Source organism: Staphylococcus sp. 231237_7MaSpsaltlick, assembly GCF_043107035.1.
Genome location: NZ_JBICNX010000003.1, coordinates 421133 through 443561 on the forward strand (window position 1 = coordinate 421133; position 22429 = coordinate 443561).

General features: G+C 30.7%; 22 protein-coding genes and 2 pseudogenes. 6 read left to right on the forward strand and 18 right to left on the reverse strand.

What is annotated here, in order from left to right; all coding sequences use genetic code 11:
- Positions 1-15: 15 nt before the first annotated feature.
- From ACF91D_RS08135 to ACF91D_RS08170, 8 genes are all read right to left on the reverse strand, one after another.
- Positions 16-891 (reverse strand): MurR/RpiR family transcriptional regulator, encoded by an 876-nt coding sequence (locus tag ACF91D_RS08135; protein WP_119624521.1) that lies wholly within the window; start codon positions 889-891, stop codon positions 16-18.
- Between the two features lie 65 nt (positions 892-956).
- Positions 957-2564, reverse strand: coding sequence for a BCCT family transporter (locus tag ACF91D_RS08140; protein ID WP_259335662.1), 1608 nt, complete (start codon positions 2562-2564; stop codon positions 957-959).
- Positions 2565-2634: 70 nt separating this feature from the next.
- The gene (locus tag ACF91D_RS08145) at positions 2635-4155 is read right to left on the reverse strand and encodes a xylulokinase (RefSeq protein ID WP_119624520.1); all 1521 of its coding nucleotides are present in this window, start codon (positions 4153-4155) and stop codon (positions 2635-2637) included.
- Between the two features lie 12 nt (positions 4156-4167).
- Positions 4168-4851: a hypothetical protein gene (locus ACF91D_RS08150; protein ID WP_119624519.1), complete on the reverse strand. Its 684-nt coding sequence runs from the start codon at positions 4849-4851 to the stop codon at positions 4168-4170.
- Positions 4852-4872: 21 nt separating this feature from the next.
- Positions 4873-5199: a cupin domain-containing protein gene (locus ACF91D_RS08155; protein WP_119624518.1), complete on the reverse strand. Its 327-nt coding sequence runs from the start codon at positions 5197-5199 to the stop codon at positions 4873-4875.
- Between the two features lie 26 nt (positions 5200-5225).
- Entirely contained in the window at positions 5226-6581 is a 1356-nt protein-coding gene (locus ACF91D_RS08160; RefSeq protein ID WP_119624517.1) for a flavin monoamine oxidase family protein, read from the reverse strand.
- Between the two features lie 24 nt (positions 6582-6605).
- Positions 6606-7502: a dihydrodipicolinate synthase family protein gene (locus tag ACF91D_RS08165; protein WP_119624516.1), complete on the reverse strand. Its 897-nt coding sequence runs from the start codon at positions 7500-7502 to the stop codon at positions 6606-6608.
- A gap of 219 nt (positions 7503-7721) precedes the next feature.
- Positions 7722-9053: an aminotransferase-like domain-containing protein gene (locus ACF91D_RS08170; protein WP_119624515.1), complete on the reverse strand. Its 1332-nt coding sequence runs from the start codon at positions 9051-9053 to the stop codon at positions 7722-7724.
- 147 nt (positions 9054-9200) lie between these two features.
- Here ACF91D_RS08170 and ACF91D_RS08175 point away from each other — a divergent pair, with 147 nt between their 5' ends.
- On the forward strand, positions 9201-10106 hold the full coding sequence (locus ACF91D_RS08175) for a DMT family transporter (protein ID WP_119624514.1): 906 nt from the start codon (positions 9201-9203) through the stop codon (positions 10104-10106).
- 445 nt (positions 10107-10551) lie between these two features.
- On the opposite strand, the pseudogene ACF91D_RS32450 reads toward ACF91D_RS08175, so the two are convergent.
- The 3 genes and pseudogenes from ACF91D_RS32450 to ACF91D_RS08190 all read right to left on the reverse strand — a co-directional run.
- Positions 10552-10737, reverse strand: a pseudogene (locus ACF91D_RS32450) (ISL3 family transposase); the annotation flags it as partial.
- Positions 10738-10948: 211 nt separating this feature from the next.
- Complete coding sequence (locus ACF91D_RS08185) at positions 10949-11596, reverse strand: ArsR/SmtB family transcription factor (protein WP_338133712.1); 648 nt, start codon at positions 11594-11596, stop codon at positions 10949-10951.
- Between the two features lie 77 nt (positions 11597-11673).
- Entirely contained in the window at positions 11674-12921 is a 1248-nt protein-coding gene (locus ACF91D_RS08190) for an MFS transporter (protein WP_392436835.1), read from the reverse strand.
- Positions 12922-13175: 254 nt separating this feature from the next.
- Here ACF91D_RS08190 and ACF91D_RS08195 point away from each other — a divergent pair, with 254 nt between their 5' ends.
- From ACF91D_RS08195 to ACF91D_RS08210, 4 genes are all read left to right on the forward strand, one after another.
- Positions 13176-13784 carry a recombinase family protein gene (locus ACF91D_RS08195; RefSeq protein WP_119624511.1) on the forward strand — a complete coding sequence of 203 codons (609 nt, stop codon included), beginning with the start codon at positions 13176-13178 and terminating at the stop codon, positions 13782-13784.
- 106 nt (positions 13785-13890) lie between these two features.
- The gene (locus ACF91D_RS08200) at positions 13891-14049 is read left to right on the forward strand and encodes a hypothetical protein (protein ID WP_182475621.1); all 159 of its coding nucleotides are present in this window, start codon (positions 13891-13893) and stop codon (positions 14047-14049) included.
- A gap of 357 nt (positions 14050-14406) precedes the next feature.
- Positions 14407-14955: a recombinase family protein gene (locus ACF91D_RS08205; protein WP_119624614.1), complete on the forward strand. Its 549-nt coding sequence runs from the start codon at positions 14407-14409 to the stop codon at positions 14953-14955.
- A 423-nt stretch (positions 14956-15378) separates the two neighbouring features.
- Positions 15379-15798, forward strand: coding sequence for a hypothetical protein (locus tag ACF91D_RS08210; RefSeq protein ID WP_107527101.1), 420 nt, complete (start codon positions 15379-15381; stop codon positions 15796-15798).
- Positions 15799-15914: 116 nt separating this feature from the next.
- Here the strand turns inward: ACF91D_RS08210 and ACF91D_RS08215 are convergent, their stop codons facing one another.
- The 5 genes and pseudogenes from ACF91D_RS08215 to ACF91D_RS08235 form a co-directional block, all read right to left on the reverse strand.
- Positions 15915-16010 carry a type I toxin-antitoxin system Fst family toxin gene (locus ACF91D_RS08215; RefSeq protein WP_107510030.1) on the reverse strand — a complete coding sequence of 32 codons (96 nt, stop codon included), beginning with the start codon at positions 16008-16010 and terminating at the stop codon, positions 15915-15917.
- Positions 16011-16373: 363 nt separating this feature from the next.
- Complete coding sequence (locus tag ACF91D_RS08220) at positions 16374-16475, reverse strand: type I toxin-antitoxin system Fst family toxin (protein WP_332299599.1); 102 nt, start codon at positions 16473-16475, stop codon at positions 16374-16376.
- 355 nt (positions 16476-16830) lie between these two features.
- A pseudogene (locus tag ACF91D_RS08225) lies at positions 16831-16878 on the reverse strand (type I toxin-antitoxin system Fst family toxin); the annotation flags it as partial.
- 39 nt (positions 16879-16917) lie between these two features.
- Positions 16918-18639: an ABC transporter ATP-binding protein gene (locus tag ACF91D_RS08230; protein WP_107527099.1), complete on the reverse strand. Its 1722-nt coding sequence runs from the start codon at positions 18637-18639 to the stop codon at positions 16918-16920.
- Positions 18640-18789: 150 nt separating this feature from the next.
- Positions 18790-19749, reverse strand: coding sequence for a helix-turn-helix transcriptional regulator (locus tag ACF91D_RS08235; RefSeq protein WP_107527098.1), 960 nt, complete (start codon positions 19747-19749; stop codon positions 18790-18792).
- Positions 19750-19849: 100 nt separating this feature from the next.
- Here ACF91D_RS08235 and ACF91D_RS08240 point away from each other — a divergent pair, with 100 nt between their 5' ends.
- Entirely contained in the window at positions 19850-20332 is a 483-nt protein-coding gene (locus ACF91D_RS08240) for a GyrI-like domain-containing protein (protein WP_107527097.1), read from the forward strand.
- 243 nt (positions 20333-20575) lie between these two features.
- On the opposite strand, the gene ACF91D_RS08245 is transcribed toward ACF91D_RS08240, so the two are convergent.
- On the reverse strand, positions 20576-21397 hold the full coding sequence (locus tag ACF91D_RS08245) for an SDR family oxidoreductase (RefSeq protein WP_107527096.1): 822 nt from the start codon (positions 21395-21397) through the stop codon (positions 20576-20578).
- Positions 21397-22428, reverse strand: coding sequence for a mannonate dehydratase (locus ACF91D_RS08250; protein WP_107527095.1), 1032 nt, complete (start codon positions 22426-22428; stop codon positions 21397-21399). The genes ACF91D_RS08245 and ACF91D_RS08250 overlap by 1 nt, the downstream gene beginning before the upstream one ends.
- Position 22429 lies beyond the last annotated feature (1 nt).

Genomic DNA, 22429 nt, shown 5'->3' on the forward strand with positions numbered 1-22429 from the left:
TTACACTAAATGAAATTATTTTTTATCATAAAGAATATTATTATTTTCTAAAGCTTCTTTTAAGTTATCTAATTTGTTAACAGCTTGATTCGAAGTTCTTTTTCCAATTTCTAAACTAATAACTTCTACTAAAGCGATAAGAGGAACGACAGAAAAACTATCTTTACTCGGTTCTAATTTCAATGTTACTTCAGCATAAGGTGCTAATGGACATGTATTATGGTTTGTAATTAATATAATTTTATTTCCTTGTTTATACGCTTGTTTCGCTGGGTTTACTACACTATTTGTATAAGGTTCAAAAGCAAAGATAACTAATATTTCTTCTTGGTTAATTTGCAATAAACGATCATAAATTAAATCAGGATCAGAACTTAATTGTTTTACGTTAGATATATACTCACTAAGTATTATTTCTAAATAAAGAGCAATCGCTTTATAAGGTCGTGATCCTAATAAATTTATTGATTTTGCTTCCATAATTATATCCATAGCTTTTTGGAAATTTTGAACTAAATCTACATTCAAAGAATTATCTAAAAGTTCGCTACTTTCTTGCCAAAATTTTACTAAAGTTCTAATCTCGTTGTTTTTATTATCAGGAATTTCCTCTATAAATGACTTTTGGGAAGATGCAAATCGAGTAGCTGGTACGGTATGATATTCATGTATGTCTGTTTTTAATGTATTAAAATCTTTATATCCTAATGCATTAACCACTCTGTTAATAGTAGAAATGCCGACCTCTGCTTTTGAAGATAAATCTCTTACACTCATCAATCCAATTTGGTTGTGATTTTCTATTATAAAATCACATAATTCTTTTTGTCTTTTAGGGAGGTTTTCTTTGATGTTTATGATATTTTTTATTGGTTCTTGTTTATTATTCATTATATCTCTCCATAATTTTTTGTGAAATATATAACTTTAAAGAGAGTATAACATATACATTATTCTCATCTATTTTCTTTGTTTCTGATATTATATTTCCAAGCTTTATCTTTATGCATCATTTTTATAGCTGCATAAATGGTTAAAAACTGAACAAAAATTATTGGTATTCCTAATACACCAGATAAAACCTCTAGTGGTTCTAGTCCACCTATCTTCATTAAAACAATAGTTACTATTGCTAGTACAATGGCTAAGATTATTCTTAAAGACTTGGGAGGATCTTCTTGACTCATGTTTTTTCTACTAGAATATGAAGCTAATGTATAAGTCGTAGAATCCAACGTTGTAATTAAGAACACACTTCCAATAAAAATAAATGCGATAACTACTAATAACGGTAATGGTAAAGAAGTTAAAATTTGTGGGATAACTGCCATAATATCTTTTTTGGCTATATCAGTAACTGGCACTTCTCCAGTTAAAAATCTATTTACCCCAAGGCCTCCTAATACGCCAGTAGTAACCCATGAAACAATAGTTGTCCCTAAAAGATAAGTTAATATCATTTCTTTTATTGTGCGTCCTTTAGAAACTTTTGCTATAAATACACTGCCAAGCATTCCCCAGATTGCTGTATACGCATACCAAAATATAGTATTACTTTCCATAAATGAAGTATTACCAGATTTCATTGAATGCAGTGGAATGGCAAAATCAAGGTAATGTTTTATAATAAAACTAAAACTTTCTGTGAAATAATTTATAATGAACAGTCCTGGACCTAATACGAGTATGAATATTGCAAAAGCTCCAGCAGCATACATATTAAATGTACTTAACTTTTTTATTCCTTTTTCTATTCCTAAATAAGCACTTAATGTAAATAATAAAATCCAAATTATAGTTATTACTAAAGATAATCCAAAACTTTGTTCTATATTAAAGATATAAGCAACACTGGAAGTAATAATAGGCGTTGAAAAACCTAAAGTTACGGCAGCTGCAGATAATATGCTGACTAAAAATACAACGTCTATTATTATACCACCTATACCATCTGTAATCTTGTTACCAAGGACAGATCTACATGCTTCAGATATTCTTAAATAAGGACTTTTTTTAACATGTAAAATATATGCTATTGCTGGAGCAGATGTTACAAATAAAGTGAAAATGAAAGGACTCCAAATAAACATGCTATAAGAGTTTCCCCATAGTAATGCTTCTGTAGATTCTGGTTTAACACCAGCAGGTGGATTTAAGGCAACATCTATCCACTGAATACTTCCAGTTCTCATAATAGATATACCTACGCCAGTGGAAATTAAAATAGAAGCATATTCAAACATTGAGAACCTAGGTTTTTCTACAGGATCTCCTAAAACAACTTTTCCATATTTCGAAAATGAAAAATACATAGCTGCTGCAAATAAAATAACCATATACCAAATATAACCCCATGAAAATGAAGAAACTATTGTATTAAATACAGAGTTTAATATACTAAAACTTTCTTTTTCAAAAAAGCTAAAAACTAATACAATAGTACTCATTATACATATAAAAGGAATGAAAATTTTATAATCTATAAGTGCTCCCTTAGCTTTACTCTCTTTTTTTACTTTATAATCTAAAGGTATATTTTGTACCTTTATTTGTTTTTGTTTCACTAGCTTATCCCCCTAGTTTACTTCATGAAATAAAAAACATAACCGACATGAAAGTAATCGCTTACAAAAATTAGTTTGTTTTATCGAATAACTGTGTCATATTTTCTTGTAATAATTTATAGTTTTTATAGGTGTTATCGTATATTATTTTACTTTGTGCTTCAGGATAATATATTTTTTCAACTTTTATAGATTGATGAATAACAGATTCAAATGAGGTCCATAAACCAATATTTACACCTGCTAACATTGCTGCTCCGTATGAAGCTGCGCCTTCCGTATCTTTCATTATATAAACAGGTAAGCCGGTTGCATTAGCTTTTATTTGGCACCATATATTACTTTTTGATCCCCCACCAAGTGATATTATTTCTTCAATATTGATATTCAATTTTTCTGTGGCTTCAATCATTCTTCTTAATACCATTGTTACACCTTCCATGATACTCCTAGAAAAACACTTTTTATCATGTGCTAATGTAATTCCAAAAAATACCCCTTTTGCTTGGTTGTTGGAATCTGGAGGCCCCGCCCCTTGTAAATGAGGTAAAAATATCAAACCTTTTGAACCTTCTGGAGCTTGTTTTACTTCTTCATCGATAATTGAATAAGCATTGATGCCGCTAATTTCTTGAATGTATTTTTCATTGACACAAAATGTATCTCTATACCACCTGTTAACCATACCTCCTGTAGAAAAAGCATGTAGCATATATTTTCCGGGTATTGCGGAAGCAAAGCAAGGCATTTCTTTATTTGGGTCTACCACAATGTCATCCAATATTGTCACAGAGGTTAATGCAGAACCTGTGCTCTCAGAAAAAACTCCAGGATTGATGTTTCCAACTCCTAGTGCGCCACATGATTGGTCTAATGCTCCGACAGAAACACTTAAATTTTTAGGTAAACCAAATTTACGTGATGCATCGTCAGTTACTGAACCTACAATCTCCCCTTGTTGAACAATTTTGGGTAATTGTTTCTCTTCAATTTCTAGGATTTCTAACATTTCTTTCCAATAATTTCTAGTATTAATATCCCACCACATAGTTGAGCATAAAATAGAATCTTCGCACACAAACTTACCTGTTAGTAAATAAATGAGATATTCTTTTATTAAAATAAATTTAGCTGTTTTTCTATAATTCTCCGGCTCATTTTTTTGTAACCACAACATTTTAGAAGCAGGCCAAATGGCGTCCATTCCTACTTGCCCTGTAACATTGTGAATATTCTCTCTACCTAGTTTTTCTTCAATAAATTTAGATTCTTCAGTTGCTCTATTATCCATCCAAACAATTGCATTTCTAATAGGTTTATCATTTTCATCTAAGCATATGAAGGTTTCTCCTTGTGCGGAAAAACCTATAGAAGCTATATCATTCTTACAGATTCCTGAATTATTAATTGCATTATTAGTAGCTTGCACAAACTTATTTACATAAGTTTGTGCATCAAGTTCTACAATACTGTTATCAGGAGTGATAAGTTGATATTCTTCAGTTGAGTTACCACATTCTTCTCCTAATTCATTGAAAATAGAAGCTTTAATAGCAGTTGTACCAATATCTAAACCTAAAATATATATCACTTTATCACCTCATTATTGTAACCTTTTATTTAATTGAATTACATATTCTAAATTGTCTCTGAAAGATCCTTCTTGTATAAATTGCCCTTCGAAAAGAGCCCCTCCAATAGTATATGCGAATGGAGAAATGTCATTCATTAATTTAATTCGTTCTACAGAATTTATACTTCCAGCAATGATGATTTTTTCTTTTCCGATTTCATTGATTACTGATTTTGCTAAAAATAATGGGTCTGCATCTTGTGATCTATAGGCTACGAGGTCAACACCATTAACCCCTTTATCTATTAATTCTTTTGAATCATTAATCACTTCTTCGATTGTTCCATTTAATTTAATTTGAGGTTCAGTGCTAACATTTCCACTAAATGGAAAATACTTAATGTTCTTTTCTTTTGCATATTCTAAAACAGAAGGATAAAAAACAGTACCTGTTAAATAATCTATATCGCATTCATAAGCTAATTGAACTGCGTCAATTCCATCTTTTTCTTCAAAAGAAACCACTTCTAAAACAGTAGTTTTTCCATTTTCTTTCATTACTTCATTTAATTTTTTGAGTTCTTTTGTACTAAGGCCTACGTCTTTGAACCCCCAATACTGAACGGGTAAATCCTTACAGCTTTCAAAAATTTCTAATGCATCTTCTCTCGTTTTATCATTATGTGTTAACATTGCAATAACTTCTGTCGCCATTATTATCATCCTTTTTGTTGTTTATTCGCTTGGAGCTAAACTCCAAGATACTTTAGCTATACATTCGCCGATATTAGTCAATTGATGTGGTGTATCTTCAGGAATAATTTGTGCATCTCCCTCATTAAGTTCATATAATTTTTCTCCACATCTTAATAGAACTGTTCCTTTTACCACATAGAATACTTCTTGCGAATTTTTATGTCCTTCATCAACTGCCCCAGTTACACCTGGATGTAATTCTGAAGTTCCAAAAGTGATTAAGTCTGTTTTTATATATTCTCTACAAACTTCTGAACCTTCTAAAAAAACGTCTGCATCTTCTGGTTTTACTATTTTTGTTTCCATTTTAATCACTCCAAATTTTAACTTTTCTATTTATTTTCTTTTTTAGTAACTAAAAAACTATTAATATTTTGAGCTGCGGTAAAACCTGTTTGAATTGCTGTTTCTGTATAATTAGTTCCAAGATAATCACCAGCAAGATAAATACGTCCAAAAGGTTGAGTTAATATTGGCTGTAGTTTTGATCTGCCTGGATGTACATATGCTGAACCAAAAGGATATTTCTTAACATGAGCTTCCACGACGTACTCTTTAAAATTTGGAAATATATCATTTAGATCATTTAAATATATATCAATGATTTCTTTGTCAGATTTATCGAATAATTTTCTTCCACTTTCACCAGGAGAAAATGTCATGAAACTACTACCTGGATTTCTTTTGATTTTTTTGTCATGCACCAAGTTGGATTGATGAAGTACAATGTCAAAAGATTTTTTGGGAGTTGCAATAGAATATATGTTATCCCAGATTTGTTTCCCTTTTTCATTTGTTAAAAATGCAGCACTAACGTGTGGACCATATTTTATCTCACTTAATGCTTTATCCATTTCTTCATCTAAATTCTCCACTATATTTCTAGTAATAGATGGAGGAGTAGCTATAACAACAAAACGTGAGTCTACTTCATATTTTTTACCGTTAACGTTATAAATGATTTTGACATGATTATCAAATTGTTGAATATTTTCTACACTGGCATTTAATTGAATTTGATCTTTTAAAATTTTTCCAATTGTATCTGTTAACGTAGAAGGTCCACCTAGTATGTTTCTTCCTAAACCTTGGTCTTTATTCCAAACTGTATGAAAATACCCAATACCTGATCCTGCTGTCATAGTTTCAGGTGTTCCAGTTGATCTACTTACTGTTGGTCTAAAAATAGCATCGGCTTCTGGAGGTAACTGACCTGTAAAATCTGAAAACGTACGATTTTCCATGAATTCTAATACTCTTTGTTGTTGTTCGCTATAATCTTCATTTGGGCGTTTTTTAGCAACTTTTCCATATTTTATAACTGCTGCTCTTACTTTAGCTCCTTTCCACATCATAGCCATTCTAGCTTTCCAAGACATAGGAGCCATAAATGGATATAACTCAACTAAGCCATTTAATAAAAGTTTTCCGTTTAAATACATGCCCGTTAATTTACCTGGCACAGGTAAAGCAGTTATACCAACTGATTTAATCAGCTCATCTGTGGCTGATTCTGGACCAGCAAATAAATGCCCTCCCCAGTTTAACCAATAATCACCACGTCTTTCAGAGTTAATTCTACCTCCTACGCGATTTTCAGTTTCTAAAAGTAAAATATCTTGATGCTTAAGTCTCCATGCGGACGATAATCCTGCAAGACCACCACCGATAATAACTACGTCTTTCATGATTTACACCTTTTTTCTATATAATTATTGTGTTATTTCAAAACTTTGAACTTCAATGATTTTATTTTTTACTCTTTCTTTTAAGTTTTCAGTAGCAGGTAATAATGGTTTTCTTGGTGTACCGCCGTATAAATTAATGAAATCTAATCCTACTTTGACTGCCGCAGGCGGTGGCTCTTCTTCAAGTAAATCTATAAGTTGCGTTAAAATATGATTATATTCAGAAGCAACTTTATTGTTAGCGCTTACAAAATTATCGTGCATTTTTACGTACTGTTTAGGAACAATATTCATAGCCAAACCGACGGCCCCTTTTCCTCCTATTGAAAGTGTAGGTAAAATCAATTGTTCAAATCCTGTTAATACTGAAAAATCGGGGTTATCTTTTGTTAAATTAACTAATTTATTTGTATGCATTTGATCAATTGTATTTTTAATACCAACAATTCCTGGTATTTCACTTAATTCTTTAATAAATTCGGGAGAAAGTTCTACGTTAGTACCTTCTGGATAATGATATATAACTACGCCAATATTTAAATTTTTAGTAATTTCTTCATAATAATTTTTAATACCTTTCTCATCTGTTTGCATATAATAAGGTGGTAGTACTAATACGCAATCAGCTCCACATTCTTCCGCATATTGGGATAATTTAATAGTGTCCTCAGTTGGATGACATGACGTCCCCACCATTAATGGTTTGCGTTTATTATTCTTTTCCGCTACAAACTTAATAATTTGTTTTCGTTCTTCTAATGTCATTAAGGAATATTCTCCTGCGCTACCTAATGACAATAAACAATGTACTCCACCATCAATAACATGTTCAATATTACTTTCTAAGCCCTCAAAATTAATTTCGCCATTTTCTTTAAAAGGCGTTGGTAATGCAGGAATCATCCCATATGGTTTAAACATAAAAAAACCTCCAATATTTAATTTGTTGAAATATTCTATCAACTTTTCTAAAATATAACACTAAAAGGGAATGATGTAAATCTAAAAATTTTAAAAAAGGAATGTTTCGGTTCTGTAATTTCGATTTTTCTTATATATGAAGTATTTTAAATCAATAATAAAAAGGATTCTTTTTCGAAAAGAATCCTTTTTATTATTGAACATATATAATTTATTACTTTAGTTTATTTTCATATTTTCAACTGTTTGAGCTATTAACTTTATACCTTTTTCTATTTTATCAATTTTAATAGAAGATGCACAAAGTCTTATGGAATTATATTGATTATTAAAATTTAAATACATATCTTTGCAATCCTTAACATGCACATTATTAGCATTTAAAGTATTTGTAATTTGGGTTGAATCTACACTTACTGGAAGATAAATAGTAATGAAAAAACCATTATTAGGAACGCTATATCTTATATTCCTCCCTAAATATTTATTGCAATAAAAAAGTAAAATTTTTATTTTTTTCTGATATAGTAGTTTTAACTTCTTTAAATGTTTCGAAAACATACCATTTTTCATGTAAATTTCTAAAGCGCCTTGAGAAAGGATAGGACTATTAAAGTCATGTGTGAATTTTAAATTTTTAAATTTTTCTCCTAAAGATTTAGGCATAACTGCACAACCTATTCTTAAACCCGGCATATATATTTTAGAGAAGCTTTTTACATATATTACTCTATTTGAATTATCATAATAATAAAATGTATGGGATTTATTATTAAAATCTAAATCTCCTAAATAATCATCTTCTATTAAATAAACATCATATTTGTTCAAAAGAGAGACTATATATTTTTTTTCGTGTTCGCTGTAACTATGTCCTGTAGGATTTTGAAATCTTGTCATTAGATAAAATATTTTGATATCATGATTTTTAAATATTTCCTCTAATAAAAACAAGTCTATTTTTTTAGTTACATCTATCCCAAATACCTTATTTTTATTATTTTTAACAATTTCCATTGCTCCATGGTAAGTAGGTTGTTCAACAAGTATGTTTTTTCTATCATTAGGGAATTCCATATTTAATAGTATATTTATAGCTTGTTGAGCTCCTGTTGTAATATGTATATTTTGTGTATTTGTGAAAATTTGAAAATCCTGAAGATATTTTTTTAATTGCTCTTTTAAACTATAAAGCCCTTCTATATTATAGTATGCAAAAAGCTCTTTTTTATAGGATCTTATGGCAGTATTCATACAATGTTGAAAGTCTTTATAAGGTATTAATTCTGTATCTGGAACTGCTGATAGAAAATCAAAATTTTCTTTATTAGAATCTTGATTATCCTGATGTTCAACGACATAATAGCCACTTTTTGCAATTGAATAAATATAATGTTTATCTTCTAATTCTTTATAAGCTCTTATTATAGTACTTCTACTACAATTAAACTCTTCAGATAATCTTCTTATAGATTGGATTTTTTCACCTGAATTTAAACTGCCGTTGTGTATCAATTCAATTATGTATTTTTCAACACTTTTATATTTCATTCTAATACGCTTCTTTCATGTTATTTATAGTTTTGTACCGGTACAGTGGTTATTATTCAACATTTAATTAATAGTATTTATACATTATCATAAAAATAAGAATTTAAAAGGTATCTTTTAAATTCTTATTTTTAAAGAGGTGATAATTTGTATAAATCACAAAATCGAAATTTAGGTATTTTTTTAGCTGTTTTAGGAGCGTCTTTATGGGGACTAGGGGGTACTATATCTGATTACCTTTTCTCTATTAAAAACATTCAAATAAATTGGTTTATGACATCAAGACTACTTATTAGTGGCTCTTTTTTACTGATTATACATAAAATTTTGTATAATCAGACAGATATTTTTAAAATTTGGAAATCTATATCAACTATTATTCCTTTAATAATCTTTAGTATATTAGGTATGTTGTTAGTTCAATATTCTTTTATGGCTTCAATTAATTATGGTAATGCTTCTGTAGCAACAATGTTGCAATACATAGCACCTATTTATGTTATTTTGTGTTTTTCTCTTCGTGATAAAATTAAATTAAGTTTATTTGACTTTATAACAATTTTTCTAACTTTAATAGGTATGTTTTTATTATTAACTAATGGATCTTTTCAAGTATTAATGGTGCCTTCTCCTAGTTTAATATGGGGGATTATTTCAGGATTATCATTAGCTTTTTACACTATTTACGTCAATAGGTTACTTATTAATTTTAATTCTTTGCTTATAGTGGGATGGTCAATGATTATTTCAGGATTAATAATGAACTTTATCCATCCAATATGGGGAATTAAACCTGACGATTTATCTGTAATAACTATCATGGCCTTACTGTTTAGCATTTTTGCAGGTACAGCTTTAGCATTTTGGTTTTTTATAAAAAGTTTGGAATATTTAAGTTCTAAAGAAACTACGTTATTTGGAACAGTTGAGCCAATTGTAGCAATTATTTCTAGCTTTCTACTATTAAATGTAACCTTTTATAAATGGCAATTTATAGGAATAATTATTATACTTTTTCTGATAACGTTAATTTCATTAAAAAAGCCAACATAATTTATGTAATAAAGTATGAAAACAAGTATTATTGAAAATAATACTTGTTTTCATACTTAATAATAATGATTGTTAATAATACTCCCATAAGGATTATTATTACAGAGATAATTGTGATATATGGATAAGATGAATTAAAAGATAAAAGTATTGTACTTAAAATAGCTCCTAAGAAATTAGCTAAATTAAAAACAGCAGCAGCTACTGTGCCTGATAATAAAGGAGCTTCTTTTGCGGTTAAAATAATCTTACTATTTAATAAAGGTAAGGTGCCAAAGGTACCAATACCAAATAGTAAACATATTAAGAAGGCTGTAACAGTAAATTTCAATGCACTTACAAACATTAATAAAACGATTATTAATAAAAATAAAACAAGTAAAAGTGATTTTGTTAGGTACTTTTCTTTTACTTTACCTGTAATAATATTTCCAATAACGCCACCATCTATAATTTTATGCGAAGTCGCATCACAAAAAATAAAACTCATAGCGCTGTCTACTTGTTTAACACTTTTAAATTCATCCATTAGTATATGTTTCGGTAATGTGCTGAATGGCAAATGTTTGATATCTTGTGCAGCATGATTAATCACACGTGAAACGGTTGAATTAGATACACCACAACTTTCACAATAATCAGGCATATATGTAACTTACGCATAATAGCACTTAAATCTTTCTCCTTTGTATTCAATTTCTTCTAGTTTATTTGATAGGACATTTAAATTATAGAGATTTTTGCGCTTTTTTGGTATCAAAAAACAGGACTGATTTTTATATCAGTCCTGTTTAGTATAGAGCATATAAAAGTCCCTTTTATATCGAAAATAATCTTTTGATTTATTTTATTTTTTTCCAATCCAAAACATTGTCTTCTAACTTAAACGCTTTATAACCTTTTTTATTTAGTATTTCTACTGCTTCTAGAGAAGTTAAACATAAATTTCCTCTACAATAAGCTGCTATTTGAACATTCTGTGGAAGATCACTCAATTTTTCTTGTAAATCTTCTAAAGGTATAGAAATAGCTCCCGGGAAGTGGCCACTTTCATATTCTTCAGTAGGTCGTACATCTAATAATAATATTTCACCTATATCAACTTTTGCTTTTAATTCATCCAACCCTAAGACTTGGAGTGGTTCATCATTAATAAATTTTTCTTTTATATTCTTGATATTACTACGTTGATTTTCAGAGATTTGATAAAACGCTGCTAAGAAATCGATAATTTTATTACTAGCCAATTGGTAATATACATAGTTTTTTTCTTTTGTATATATAACTAAATTAGCCATTGATAAAGTCTGTAAGTGTTTTGATACATTAGCTACAGACATCTGTGTTATATGTGCTAATTTCTCAACACTTTTAGGGCCACTAATAAGTAAATCTAAAATCTCGATACGCTTAGGGCTTGATAAACATTTTCCTATGTTTGAAAATTCATTGAACATTAAGTCTTTAAACTTTCTATCTTGTAACATCATATTACACCACCATTCAATAAATAAAATAACAATTTTCAAGTACAAAAGGCAAATATATTTTGCCAAATTGATTCGTTTTATTTATTTCCATTAAAACGTAAAAATGGAAGAATTAATAAGGATAAAATCCCTCCAATGATTGCTAGAGTCATATAATTACTTTGTGCCATGACTATACCTGATAAAGCGCCACCCGCGGCGCCTGATAATGCTATAAATACATCTATTTGCCCTTGTACTTTAGCACGAATATCTAAGCTTGTAGATTGAACTATAATTGCAGTACCACTAATAAGTCCAAAATTCCAACCTATTCCTAAAAGAGATAAACCACTAGCAATCCAAAACACTGAATTTTCGGGTGAAAAAGCAGATACTACTCCTGCTAAAAGTAAAGTTAAGGCAGAGGCAACACTCATAGATTTAGCGCCAATTTTATCAACTAATACACCTGTAATTAAAGAGGGAAGATACATAAAACCTATATGTAATCCTATAACAATACCAATAGCATTTAGTGTGTGACCATTGTGTTGCATATGAACAGGGGTCATTGTCATAATAGCAAGCATAACAATTTGGGTTAACACCATAATAAAACCACCAAAAATCACACCGCTCTTATTATTAAGTGTACTATCAATTTCTTGTTTGTTAGTATCCAATGTACGAATATGTTTTGCCACTAAATAAGGATCGGGTCTAAGCATAATAAACAATACTACTCCTGCCAGTATATAGGCTACTGCCGCTAAAATAAATGGGCCACTTAAGGACGGTAAGTTTAAACCATCAGCTATAGTTCCCATTACTTCAGATGTATTAGGCCCTATAACAGCACCAAATGTAGTCATGACCATTGTAATACTTATAGCCTTTCCTTTTTGATGAGGTTTTGCCAAATCTGTACCTGCATACCTCGCTTGAAGATTTGTAGCAGTACCAGAGCCGTATATAAGCAATGAAAATAATAATAACCAAATATTACTAAACATAGTTGCAATAACAACTCCAATTGCACCTACACCACCAAGGGCAAATCCAATAGATAGACCTATACGTCTTCCAAATTTTTGAGAGAATATACCTACCATCATTGCTGCCCCAGCAGATCCTAAAGTAAATAAAAAGGATGGTACGCCCGAATATGCATCTGTACCAAGTATATCTTTAGCAATTAAGGCACCAACTGTAATACCTGCAGCAAGTCCCGCCCCCCCAAAAATCTGTGAAATACTTACAATCGTTAAAACTTTTTTATAAAAACTTCTCAGTTTTGATTCATTATTTATCAATTCATTAAATTTTTCTGTAGAACTTTTCACTTCTAAACCTCCTTAAATCACCATTAAACTATTCAACTATTCAACTATTCAACTAAATAGTTTAATAGTTTAATGGTGATTAGTCAATGAGGAAATACTTCTGAAAATTTCGTTTATAAAACAGAATTTCTCAATTAATTAAGCAAGTGTGTTTTTGTATGTTTAAAGTCTACCCAAAACGAACTATAAAAATCCCTTGTAAAATGCTATTTCTATTTGTGTGATTAGGGTGTATGAAAAATAGGAGGGTAAAAATGATTGTTGGTTATGCAAGAGTTTCAACTATTGATCAAAATTTAGACAGACAAATTGAAAATCTTCAGTTCTTTGGTGCTGAAAAAATATTTACTGAAAAACAATCAGGTAAGTCTATAGAAAATAGACCTACTTTTCAAGAAACGCTAAGTTTTGTACGTATGGGAGATCGTTTAATTGTAGAGTCTATTGATCGTCTAGGCAGGAATTATGATGAGATTATTCAAACTGTTAACTATTTAAAAGAAAAAGAAGTCCAATTGATGATTACAAGCTTGCCTATGATGAATGAAGCAATTGGAAATCCATTATTAGATAAGTTCATGAAAGATTTAATCATTCAAATTTTAGCAATGATTTCAGAACAAGAAAGAAATGAAAGTAAGCGTAGGCAGGCACAGGGTATTAAAGTGGCTAAAGAAAAAGGTATCTATAAAGGCAGACCTGTACTTTATTCACCAAATGCAAAAGATCCTCAAAAACGTTTGGTCTATTACCGAGTTATAGAAATGTTAGAACAAGGAATTTCTATTAGTAAAATTGCGAAAGAAGTAGATATTACAAGACAGACAGTTTATAGAATTAAGCATGATAATGGTTTATCTTAATCTAATAATTCTCAATGTAAATGAGAGATTCTCACAGAGTTTAAAAACTCATTTGATTTTTTCATTATAAGGTTTTAATAAAAATACAAGAAAAGAGGAAAAGAAAGTGTTAAAAAAAGCTCATGTTTTAATATTATTATCAGTATTTTTAGTAGGATGTAACAATACAGAAGAAAATACTAAAAAGAAGAAAACAGCAGTAAACAAGAAAGTACTGGAAAAGAAGATAGCCATACACAAGATTACATTGAAAAGAAAAAATTAAAAGAGATCACAAATTTTGATGGAAATTCCAACGTTATTTTAAACAATGATTATAAACGTATAATTTTATGGAAAAATAATGATAAAGAAAAATACGATTAAAATTATAAATGAAAAGCAAGATGAACAAATTTATTATGGAAATGTTAATTAATTTTCGTTTTTGACACAAAACCTCTTAACTATAAATTAAGAGGTTTTTCTTTCATATTTCAGTTTCTAAGCTTGTATTATAATCAATGTATCATCAATATCAAAAAATATGAGTTTTCAGACGATGAGAGCCGCGTTTATTTGCATCGAGAACTAGATTTCATTAGTAAGTACTCATAAAACGATTAAAAGAGGTGGTATTCAAATGGCTAAAATTGGTTATGCACGTGTATCAACGCAAGATCAAAGTCTTGATGGACAGATTGATACACTTGAGGAATATGGTTGTGAACGTATCTTTAGCGAGAAAGCGAGTGGTCGCAAAACGAAACGAACGGAACTTGATAAATGCTTAGATTATTTACGTGAAGGCGATATTTTAGTTATTTATAAATTAGATCGTCTTGGGCGTACAACAAAACAGTTAATTGAGTTATCTCAATGGTTAGATGATAACAGTATTAATTTACATATTATAGATATGAATGTATCAACCAAAGATGCGATGGGAAAGATGTTCTTTACAATGATGAGTGCATTTGCAGAACTTGAAGCTAACTTATTAAGTGAACGTACAAAGAAAGGTTTAGAAGCAGCAAGAGCAAGAGGCCGAAAAGGTGGAAGGCCTTCATTACCTGATCATAAGAAAAGAGAAATTAAGTTTCTATATGATGAACAAAAACTTACGGGTGAAGAAATTGCTAAACAAACAGGGGTAAGTCGTTCTACTGTGTATAGAATAATTAAAAACTAGTGTGATAATACCATATATAAACGTTTTATATTTTTGGTATAATATATAGAATAAGCTAATATGAAATACACAGAAATTTTCACTAGTTCCTTACCATTACTTGCTACTTTGGTTACTATTATCGGTGGACTTGTAGCTACATCAAAGGCTGTTCTTAAATTTACCAAAAGTGAAGATATGACTATTAAAAAAGTTAAAATATTTTTCAGTACACTTATTCTTTTTTTCACAAATTTATTAGTTTTAATAATACTTTTTACAATTTATATAACTGTATCCTCATCTACTAATAATGAGTCAACGGTAAATAATACTTTAACTACTTCAACAATAGTTATATTTTTAATTGGGTTAATTTCTTTAATGATTAAGATACATGTTGAGAACAAGTATTTATTGACTATAAATTCAAATAGATAGCACATGGATGTTGATTACGAGAAGAACCATTCTACAAAAACATCAAATTTATTATCGATAGAGACAGCTAGTTTAAATAGAGATAATAAGCAAATAAAATCAAAAATACTCGAGATGAATAACACTTTTAAAAATGAAGTTTCTTATAAATTAAGTACAATCTATAACGTATTAGTTTTTATAAGCTTTTTCTGCTTACCTTCTGTAAATCTTTTGTTTTTTCTACTTTCTTTATATAAAAATAACAATAAAATTGACTTACCTAGTATTATTACTACAGTTATATTAGTAGTATTTAACATTGTGCTAATATATAGAGATATAGGAATATCTAAAGGTATATTCTCAATTACTAACTCTATAGTAAAAGGTCATATTAAACGTTATCAAAAAGAATTATCTAAGAAAGGTATTAAATTATAATTTTGCATTCCTACCGACTATAATGTTATAATTCATTTAACAAGGAACTAGCATAGATACACCAATCCCCTCACTATTGCGAGTAGTGAGGGGATTTTTTCGGTGTGACTAGTCGCCTATTTGTCATCACGCTTGCGTAGCCAATGCGTAAATAGCGCGATAATACAACCACTGATGACTGCAATCGTGATCTGAACAAGGATTTCTAGCATAGATTAGCACCTCCTCTCTACGTCAATTGACGCCTGAGAGATAGGCGACACTATTATTATACCATCAGTATATGTTCAAATACTGATGCACTAATGATTACTTTTCTTTGTATTCCAACGTTTTAAAAATATGAACCTCTCTGCTTAATTATTCTAGAATTTGTAGTTATCGTTTCATATTTAAAACACTTCTTAGTAACTACAGATTGTTCCGCTTTCATGTTAATTTTAAAAAGTCCATTTTGCATTCCTGCCCACTATGATGTTATAATATGTTCAACAAAAAGTAGTTCCATTGGAACACCGAACCCTCAACCTACTGGAATAGGTTGAGGGTTCTTTTTGGTGGGCTATGTCGCCTTATTATTTATTACGATTGTTTAGCCAAAACGTAAAAATCGTAATTATGCACCCTGACACAACAGGTGCAATTATACAAACAAAAAGTAGTTCCACTGGTTTCACCTCCTTCCGTCGAATATATCGCCGGAAGTTAAGGCGACTTCATTTTTATATTATTTGGGAAAGTGTAAGCACATCTACTCACTATGAGTTGGATAAGGTTAAAAAATATCATTTAAATATTTAATCCAATCTAAACTTACAAAAATAAAGTTGATTAATTTCATGTATGTTCTATCATTCATATTTCAACATTAAATAAATATTCGTGTTTCTCGTAAAGATTTTTTGAAAGTGGTCTTTTTGCATTCCTACCTGCTATGGTGTTATAATGCAATTGACAAAGATATCTGCATTTTATGCACCAATCCCCTCACTATGGCTGTAGTGAGGGGATTTTTTCCGTATGATTAGTCGCCTATTCGTCACGTTTGCGTAGCCAATACGTAAACAGCGTAACGAGACAAACACTTGTTTAGTTACTTCAATATATTGCGTTTTAAATTTAAAAGGTATCTATCTCATGAAATTGGGATAAATAAAGTTGTTTATAAGGACCATCATGTTGCATCAATACCTCATGACTACCTTCTTCTAATATTTGCCCATCTTTTACAAAGACAATGCGATCTACATCTTTAATTGTTGATAAACGGTGTGCAATGATGAGTGATGTACGATTTTCAGACAATTTTTTAAAGGCAGCTTGAATTTTGTTTTCAGTCTCAATATCAAGTGCGCTAGTGGCTTCATCTAATATAATGATTGAAGGGTCCTTTAAGAACATACGTGCAATCGCGATACGTTGCTTCTGTCCACCGGATAATTTCGTACCTCTTTCTCCTACCATCGTACTTAATCCTTCAGGTAAACTCATTACAAATTCTTCTAGTTGTGCCTGTCTAATTGCTTTAAACAACAATTCTTCACTTGTATCTAAATTACCGTATATAATATTTTCTCGTAATGTGCCGGAAAATAAAAAGACGTCTTGTTGTACAACACCAATTTCTGAACGAAGTGAACGCAGTTGTATATTTTTTATATTTTCACCATCAATCATGATAGCCCCACTATCCACCTCATAAAATCTTGGCAATAGTGCACTAATAGTGGTCTTACCGCTACCACTAGGTCCAACGAGTGCAATTTTCTCACCATGTTGTACCTTTAAATTTAGTCCATTTAGAATCTTATCTTCTCCATAACCAAAGGTCACATCTTGATATTCAATCTCTCGAAGCGCCTTGGGCATTTGTACCGCATTTGGTTCATCCTTAATTTCAGGATCAACTAATAATATTTCTCTAAAATTCTTAAATCCAGCAATAGCCTTAGGAAAGAGTTCAATAATCATATTGATTTGTTCGAGTGGCTTAAATAGTACATTTGTAATCATAATAAATGCAACGATACCACCATAAGATAAGTCTCCATGTAACACAAAGTAACTACCGACAATTAATACAACAATCAAGGTGATTTTTTGTGCAATATGACTAATCGTAATGTTCCAAGACATATAGTTATAAGCCTTTAACTTAGTCGCTCTAAAGTTATCATTAATATTACGGAATTTATCATTCTCGTAACGTTCATTAGTAAATGCTTGAACCAAACGAATACCACCTACATTATCAGCTATCAACTCATTAAATCGAGATACATTAGCGAATAATTTTTTAAAAGCGCGTGACATTTTTTGGCTAAAGAAAATAGCTAACACAAAGACAATCGGCACCACACAGAATGTTATCAATGCTAATTTCACATCAATAGTTAGCATGATGACAAAGGCACCTATAAGTGTCATTATTGATAAAAAGACATCCTCGGGTCCATGATGTGCCGCCTCACCAATATCCATCAAATCATTAGTTAATCTACCAATTAACTTGCCTGACTTTTGATTATCAAAGTATTTGAAATTCAATTTTTGAATATGCCCATATAAATCATTACGCATATCACGTTCAATATTGGTTCCTAATTTATGCCCCCAATATGTGACGATAAATTTGAGTACTGCTTCAACTGCAAAAACAAATAATAATAACAATCCGAACAAAACAATTAAATTCCAATGATTTGTTGGTAATAATTTATCTATATAAACACTTGTTATTAATGGAAAAATTAATTCTAATAATCCTACAAAAATTGCAGAACTAAAATCTAAGAAAAACAATCCTTTATAAGGTTTGTAATATTGAAAGAATTCTCTCACGCTAATTCACCTATTTTCTCTATCTATCTTAACCAATCCCTTACATTATGTATTAAATAATTTTTATTTTCAATAAAATAATAAAATATTTAATTGAAGTTGATAATTTCAGTCTAAAGAAAATAGTTCAGTTGTTCAATTTATATAATATTAATTATACAATTGACTTCTATTTCGTAATTTTTTTGCTATTTGTTCAGGCAAATCCACTATGGTTATATCTTGTCCTAAAAATAAAATCCAGTTTACCAATTCATCTAAGGTCTTATCATCTTGAAGATTGACTGACATTTTTAAGACGCCTGTTGTTTGAAAGGGATCCATATAAGCAATTGACACCTTAATTGGTTGATATTTTTGATATTGTGCAATGCCATCAGGACCTAATATGATTTCAACATTCGTTTCTGGTTGCGCGCGTGCAATCATTTTTAATATTTTTGGTTTCGTCCATTTTGCTGAAGGTTGAAAAGCTTCTACATGTGTGACTTTATCAAGCGTAAATACCATTAACACTTTACTGTTTAAGTCAAATCCCTCTACCATCCATAAATGCTTTTCTCTATATAAATGTAGAACAAATACTGGATAACTTTGTTCTGCTCCATTACTAATTACCGTAATATTTATAAATTGACTATATAAATATATTTGTATCAGCTGCTCTAATAATGGATGTGCAATATCCGATAACTCCAATAAGTCAGGATTTTGTACATTGGTTCCCTCAAAAATAAGAAAATCATTTAATGAAACGAGCACTTCTTGTTGATGCTCAGGTATCAAACCTAATAATTTTTCCGCTATTGATTGTCTACTTTCCAAAAATGGCAATTGTTGGTTGCGTGATGCCATAAAAGCAATAAATAATGCTTTTACCTCATCATCTGTAAATTGAATAGGTGGCAACATTGAATTATTCATTACGATGAACCCACCGCTTCGCCCTACTTCTGATATGAGTGGCATACCCATACTTTCTATTTCCTTTATATCGCGAAAGGCAGTCGACCTTGAAATGTCGAATTCCTTCATTATTTCAGTAATTGTGAAAAATGATCTATTATTCATATAACGCATCATTGTATTTATACGTTCAACTTTTTTCATGTTACCTCCTAAACATAGTCATTTTTTGACATGATTAAATGCTAATATAAATTTAGCAAAAGATAAATGGGTATGACTTATATTAAAAGAGGAACTTATGATGACAAACTATTCAATAGAAACAAAAGAAAATTTTACCGTGTTAGGTGTTGGAACAGAATTAAAAAGTGATTATACAGATTATGCTGGTATTAATAATGAAAAGACTGCCTTTTGGAATGATATGGTTAACAAAGGTAATATAGATAAATTAAAATCTATAGCTACAAATGATTATCTTTTTATCGTTAATGAGGCAGTAAATAGTAAAATGATGTACTATGTTGGCGTAATGACTAATGAGACACTTCCTGAAGCAACGCGTCAAATTGAATTTCCGTCAAGTGAGTATCTAGTCGTTGAAGGAGAAGCTCAAAGTGAAAAGAAACTCAGTGATTTACTAACTGGGCGCGCTTTTGGAGAAGTGTTACCTTCAAATTCTGATATTTCCTATGTAGGCGGACCAAACACTGCTGTTATCAAAGGAAATAATGAGGATCTAGTATACGGAGAAATGTGGATTCCTATTATGAAAAATAATTAAATCGTCGAAAAAGTGTGATGAATGCCTATGTCATAGACACATTTGAACGATGTTAATAACAGTTGAAACATCATAATTAGAGCCAGTAATAAAACCCACGACTAAGACATTGTTAAGTATGTACTATAACCATTGGACTACAATCCAATATTTATTGGTACATGTGCTTTAACAGACTTTATCGTGGGTTTTTAATGTTTCAAACTTTAACTTACTGCAATTATACTGTACAAATACTGTGGATTAAACGCCAGAATACGAATTAAATCCTCCATCAACAGGTACGACGATTCCTGTCACAAAGCTACTCGCGTTATAATCCATCAACCAATATAATGTACCTAGAATTTCTTCTGGTTCACCAAATCGATTCATTGGTGTTTGAGATAATATTTTGTTTGCTCTATCAGAATAGGAACCATCGGCATTCCTCAATAGCCCTTTGTTTTGATTGGTTTCAAAGAACCCAGGAGCAATCGCATTAACTCGAACCTTACCTGAGAAATAAGTGCTTAACCATTCAGTGAAATTACTCACTGCTGCCTTAGCACCACTATATGCTGGAATCTTTGTCAGTGGTGTAAAAGCATTCATAGATGAAATATTAATAATCGAACCTTGCTTTGAGGTAACAATATCTTGCGCAAACACTTGTGATGGCAGAAAAGTTCCAACATAATTCAATTTAAATACTGCATCAACACCGGATTCTGTTAAATCAAAGAATGTGTTAGTTCCTTGAGCATCATAAAATTCATCACTGGTAGTTGCGTTCGGATGATTGCCACCTGCACCATTAATCAGAATATCAATCGTACCAAATGTTTCATTAAATCTTTGTTTTGCTCGTTCTAATTCTACTTTATCTAATACATCGGCTACTAAATCCACTGTTTGTGCTTTAGCTTCACCTAATTCATTCTGCAATGCAGTAATTTTTTCTTCTGAGCGACCTAATATACCGACATTCGCACCTTTGGCAACCAATCCTTTTACAAAGGTACTGCCAATCACACCAGTGGCACCTGTAATAATGACATTTACACCTTTAAATTGAGCATCCATTAATCACTCACCCCTTCGATTAAACCATTAATATATGTTGCACCAAGCGCTCTATCAAACAGACCATAACCTGCCTTACCAGTTTCACCCCATATCATACGACCATGATCAGGGCGGATTGTTCCCTTATAGTTAATAGCCAACAACGCTTGTGTTACAGCCTTCATATCTACAGAACCTGTTTCAGACAAATGACCCGTTTCGACAAATGACTGCGCATCTAATCTTTTCACATTACGCATATGTACAAAATGGATATGTTTGCCAAATTCTTTAATCAGCTCGGGTAAATTATTTTCAGCTAAGGAACCTAACGAACCTGTACAGAAACAAATGCCGTTATTTGAAGCTGGATTGATTTTAGTTAATCTTAAGTAACTGTCCTTATTTTTAATAATTCGAGGTATACCAAAAATAGACCAAGGTGGATCGTCTGGATGAATAGCTAGGTTTACATCATGCTCTATAGCCGTTGGAAGCACAGCATCTAAGAAATATTGCAGATTATCCCATAATTGATCCTCTGACATTTCACGATATTTCAAAATGAGTTTATTCATTTCGTCACGTGTATAACTTTCATCCCAACCAGGTAAGTTTAAATCGGTCGTTAACGGATCAATATCCTTAATTTGCTTGTGATCATATATCAGTGTATTCGAACCATCTTCAAGTTGATAGTCTAGTTGTGATCTCGTCCAATCAAATACTGGCATAAAATTATAAGTAACTGTCTTAATACCACAGTCAGCTAAATTTTTAAGTGATGTCTTATAATTTTCAATTAACGCATCGCGTTTTGCAGTACCTAACTTGATATCTTCACTCACTGGTAAACTCTCAACCACTTCAAATTTCAAACCTGCAGCTTCAATGGTTTCTTTTAATTTTTGAATACGTTCTTTCTCCCAAATTTCACCAACAGGTACATCATATATTGCTGAAACGATATGTTTCATATTGGGAATTTGTCTAATATTATCCAACGTGACAGGGTCATCTTGTCCATACCAACGAAATGAAAGTTTCATC

Excerpts from the sequence above, each read along its gene's own strand:
- ACF91D_RS08135 (WP_119624521.1), bottom strand. The coding sequence starts at position 891 with ATGAATAATAAACAAGAACCAATAAAAAATATCATAAACATCAAAGAA.
- ACF91D_RS08150 (WP_119624519.1), bottom strand. The coding sequence starts at position 4,851 with ATGGCGACAGAAGTTATTGCAATGTTAACACATAATGATAAAACGAGA.
- ACF91D_RS08155 (WP_119624518.1), bottom strand. The coding sequence starts at position 5,199 with ATGGAAACAAAAATAGTAAAACCAGAAGATGCAGACGTTTTTTTAGAA.
- ACF91D_RS08160 (WP_119624517.1), bottom strand. The coding sequence starts at position 6,581 with ATGAAAGACGTAGTTATTATCGGTGGTGGTCTTGCAGGATTATCGTCC.
- ACF91D_RS08165 (WP_119624516.1), bottom strand. The coding sequence starts at position 7,502 with ATGTTTAAACCATATGGGATGATTCCTGCATTACCAACGCCTTTTAAA.
- ACF91D_RS08170 (WP_119624515.1), bottom strand. The coding sequence starts at position 9,053 with ATGAAATATAAAAGTGTTGAAAAATACATAATTGAATTGATACACAAC.
- ACF91D_RS08185 (WP_338133712.1), bottom strand. The coding sequence starts at position 11,596 with ATGATGTTACAAGATAGAAAGTTTAAAGACTTAATGTTCAATGAATTT.
- ACF91D_RS08195 (WP_119624511.1), top strand. The coding sequence starts at position 13,176 with ATGATTGTTGGTTATGCAAGAGTTTCAACTATTGATCAAAATTTAGAC.
- ACF91D_RS08205 (WP_119624614.1), top strand. The coding sequence starts at position 14,407 with ATGGCTAAAATTGGTTATGCACGTGTATCAACGCAAGATCAAAGTCTT.
- ACF91D_RS08210 (WP_107527101.1), top strand. The coding sequence starts at position 15,379 with ATGGATGTTGATTACGAGAAGAACCATTCTACAAAAACATCAAATTTA.
- ACF91D_RS08215 (WP_107510030.1), bottom strand. The coding sequence starts at position 16,010 with ATGCTAGAAATCCTTGTTCAGATCACGATTGCAGTCATCAGTGGTTGT.
- ACF91D_RS08235 (WP_107527098.1), bottom strand. The coding sequence starts at position 19,749 with ATGAAAAAAGTTGAACGTATAAATACAATGATGCGTTATATGAATAAT.
- ACF91D_RS08240 (WP_107527097.1), top strand. The coding sequence starts at position 19,850 with ATGACAAACTATTCAATAGAAACAAAAGAAAATTTTACCGTGTTAGGT.
- ACF91D_RS08245 (WP_107527096.1), bottom strand. The coding sequence starts at position 21,397 with ATGGATGCTCAATTTAAAGGTGTAAATGTCATTATTACAGGTGCCACT.
- ACF91D_RS08250 (WP_107527095.1), bottom strand. The coding sequence starts at position 22,428 with ATGAAACTTTCATTTCGTTGGTATGGACAAGATGACCCTGTCACGTTG.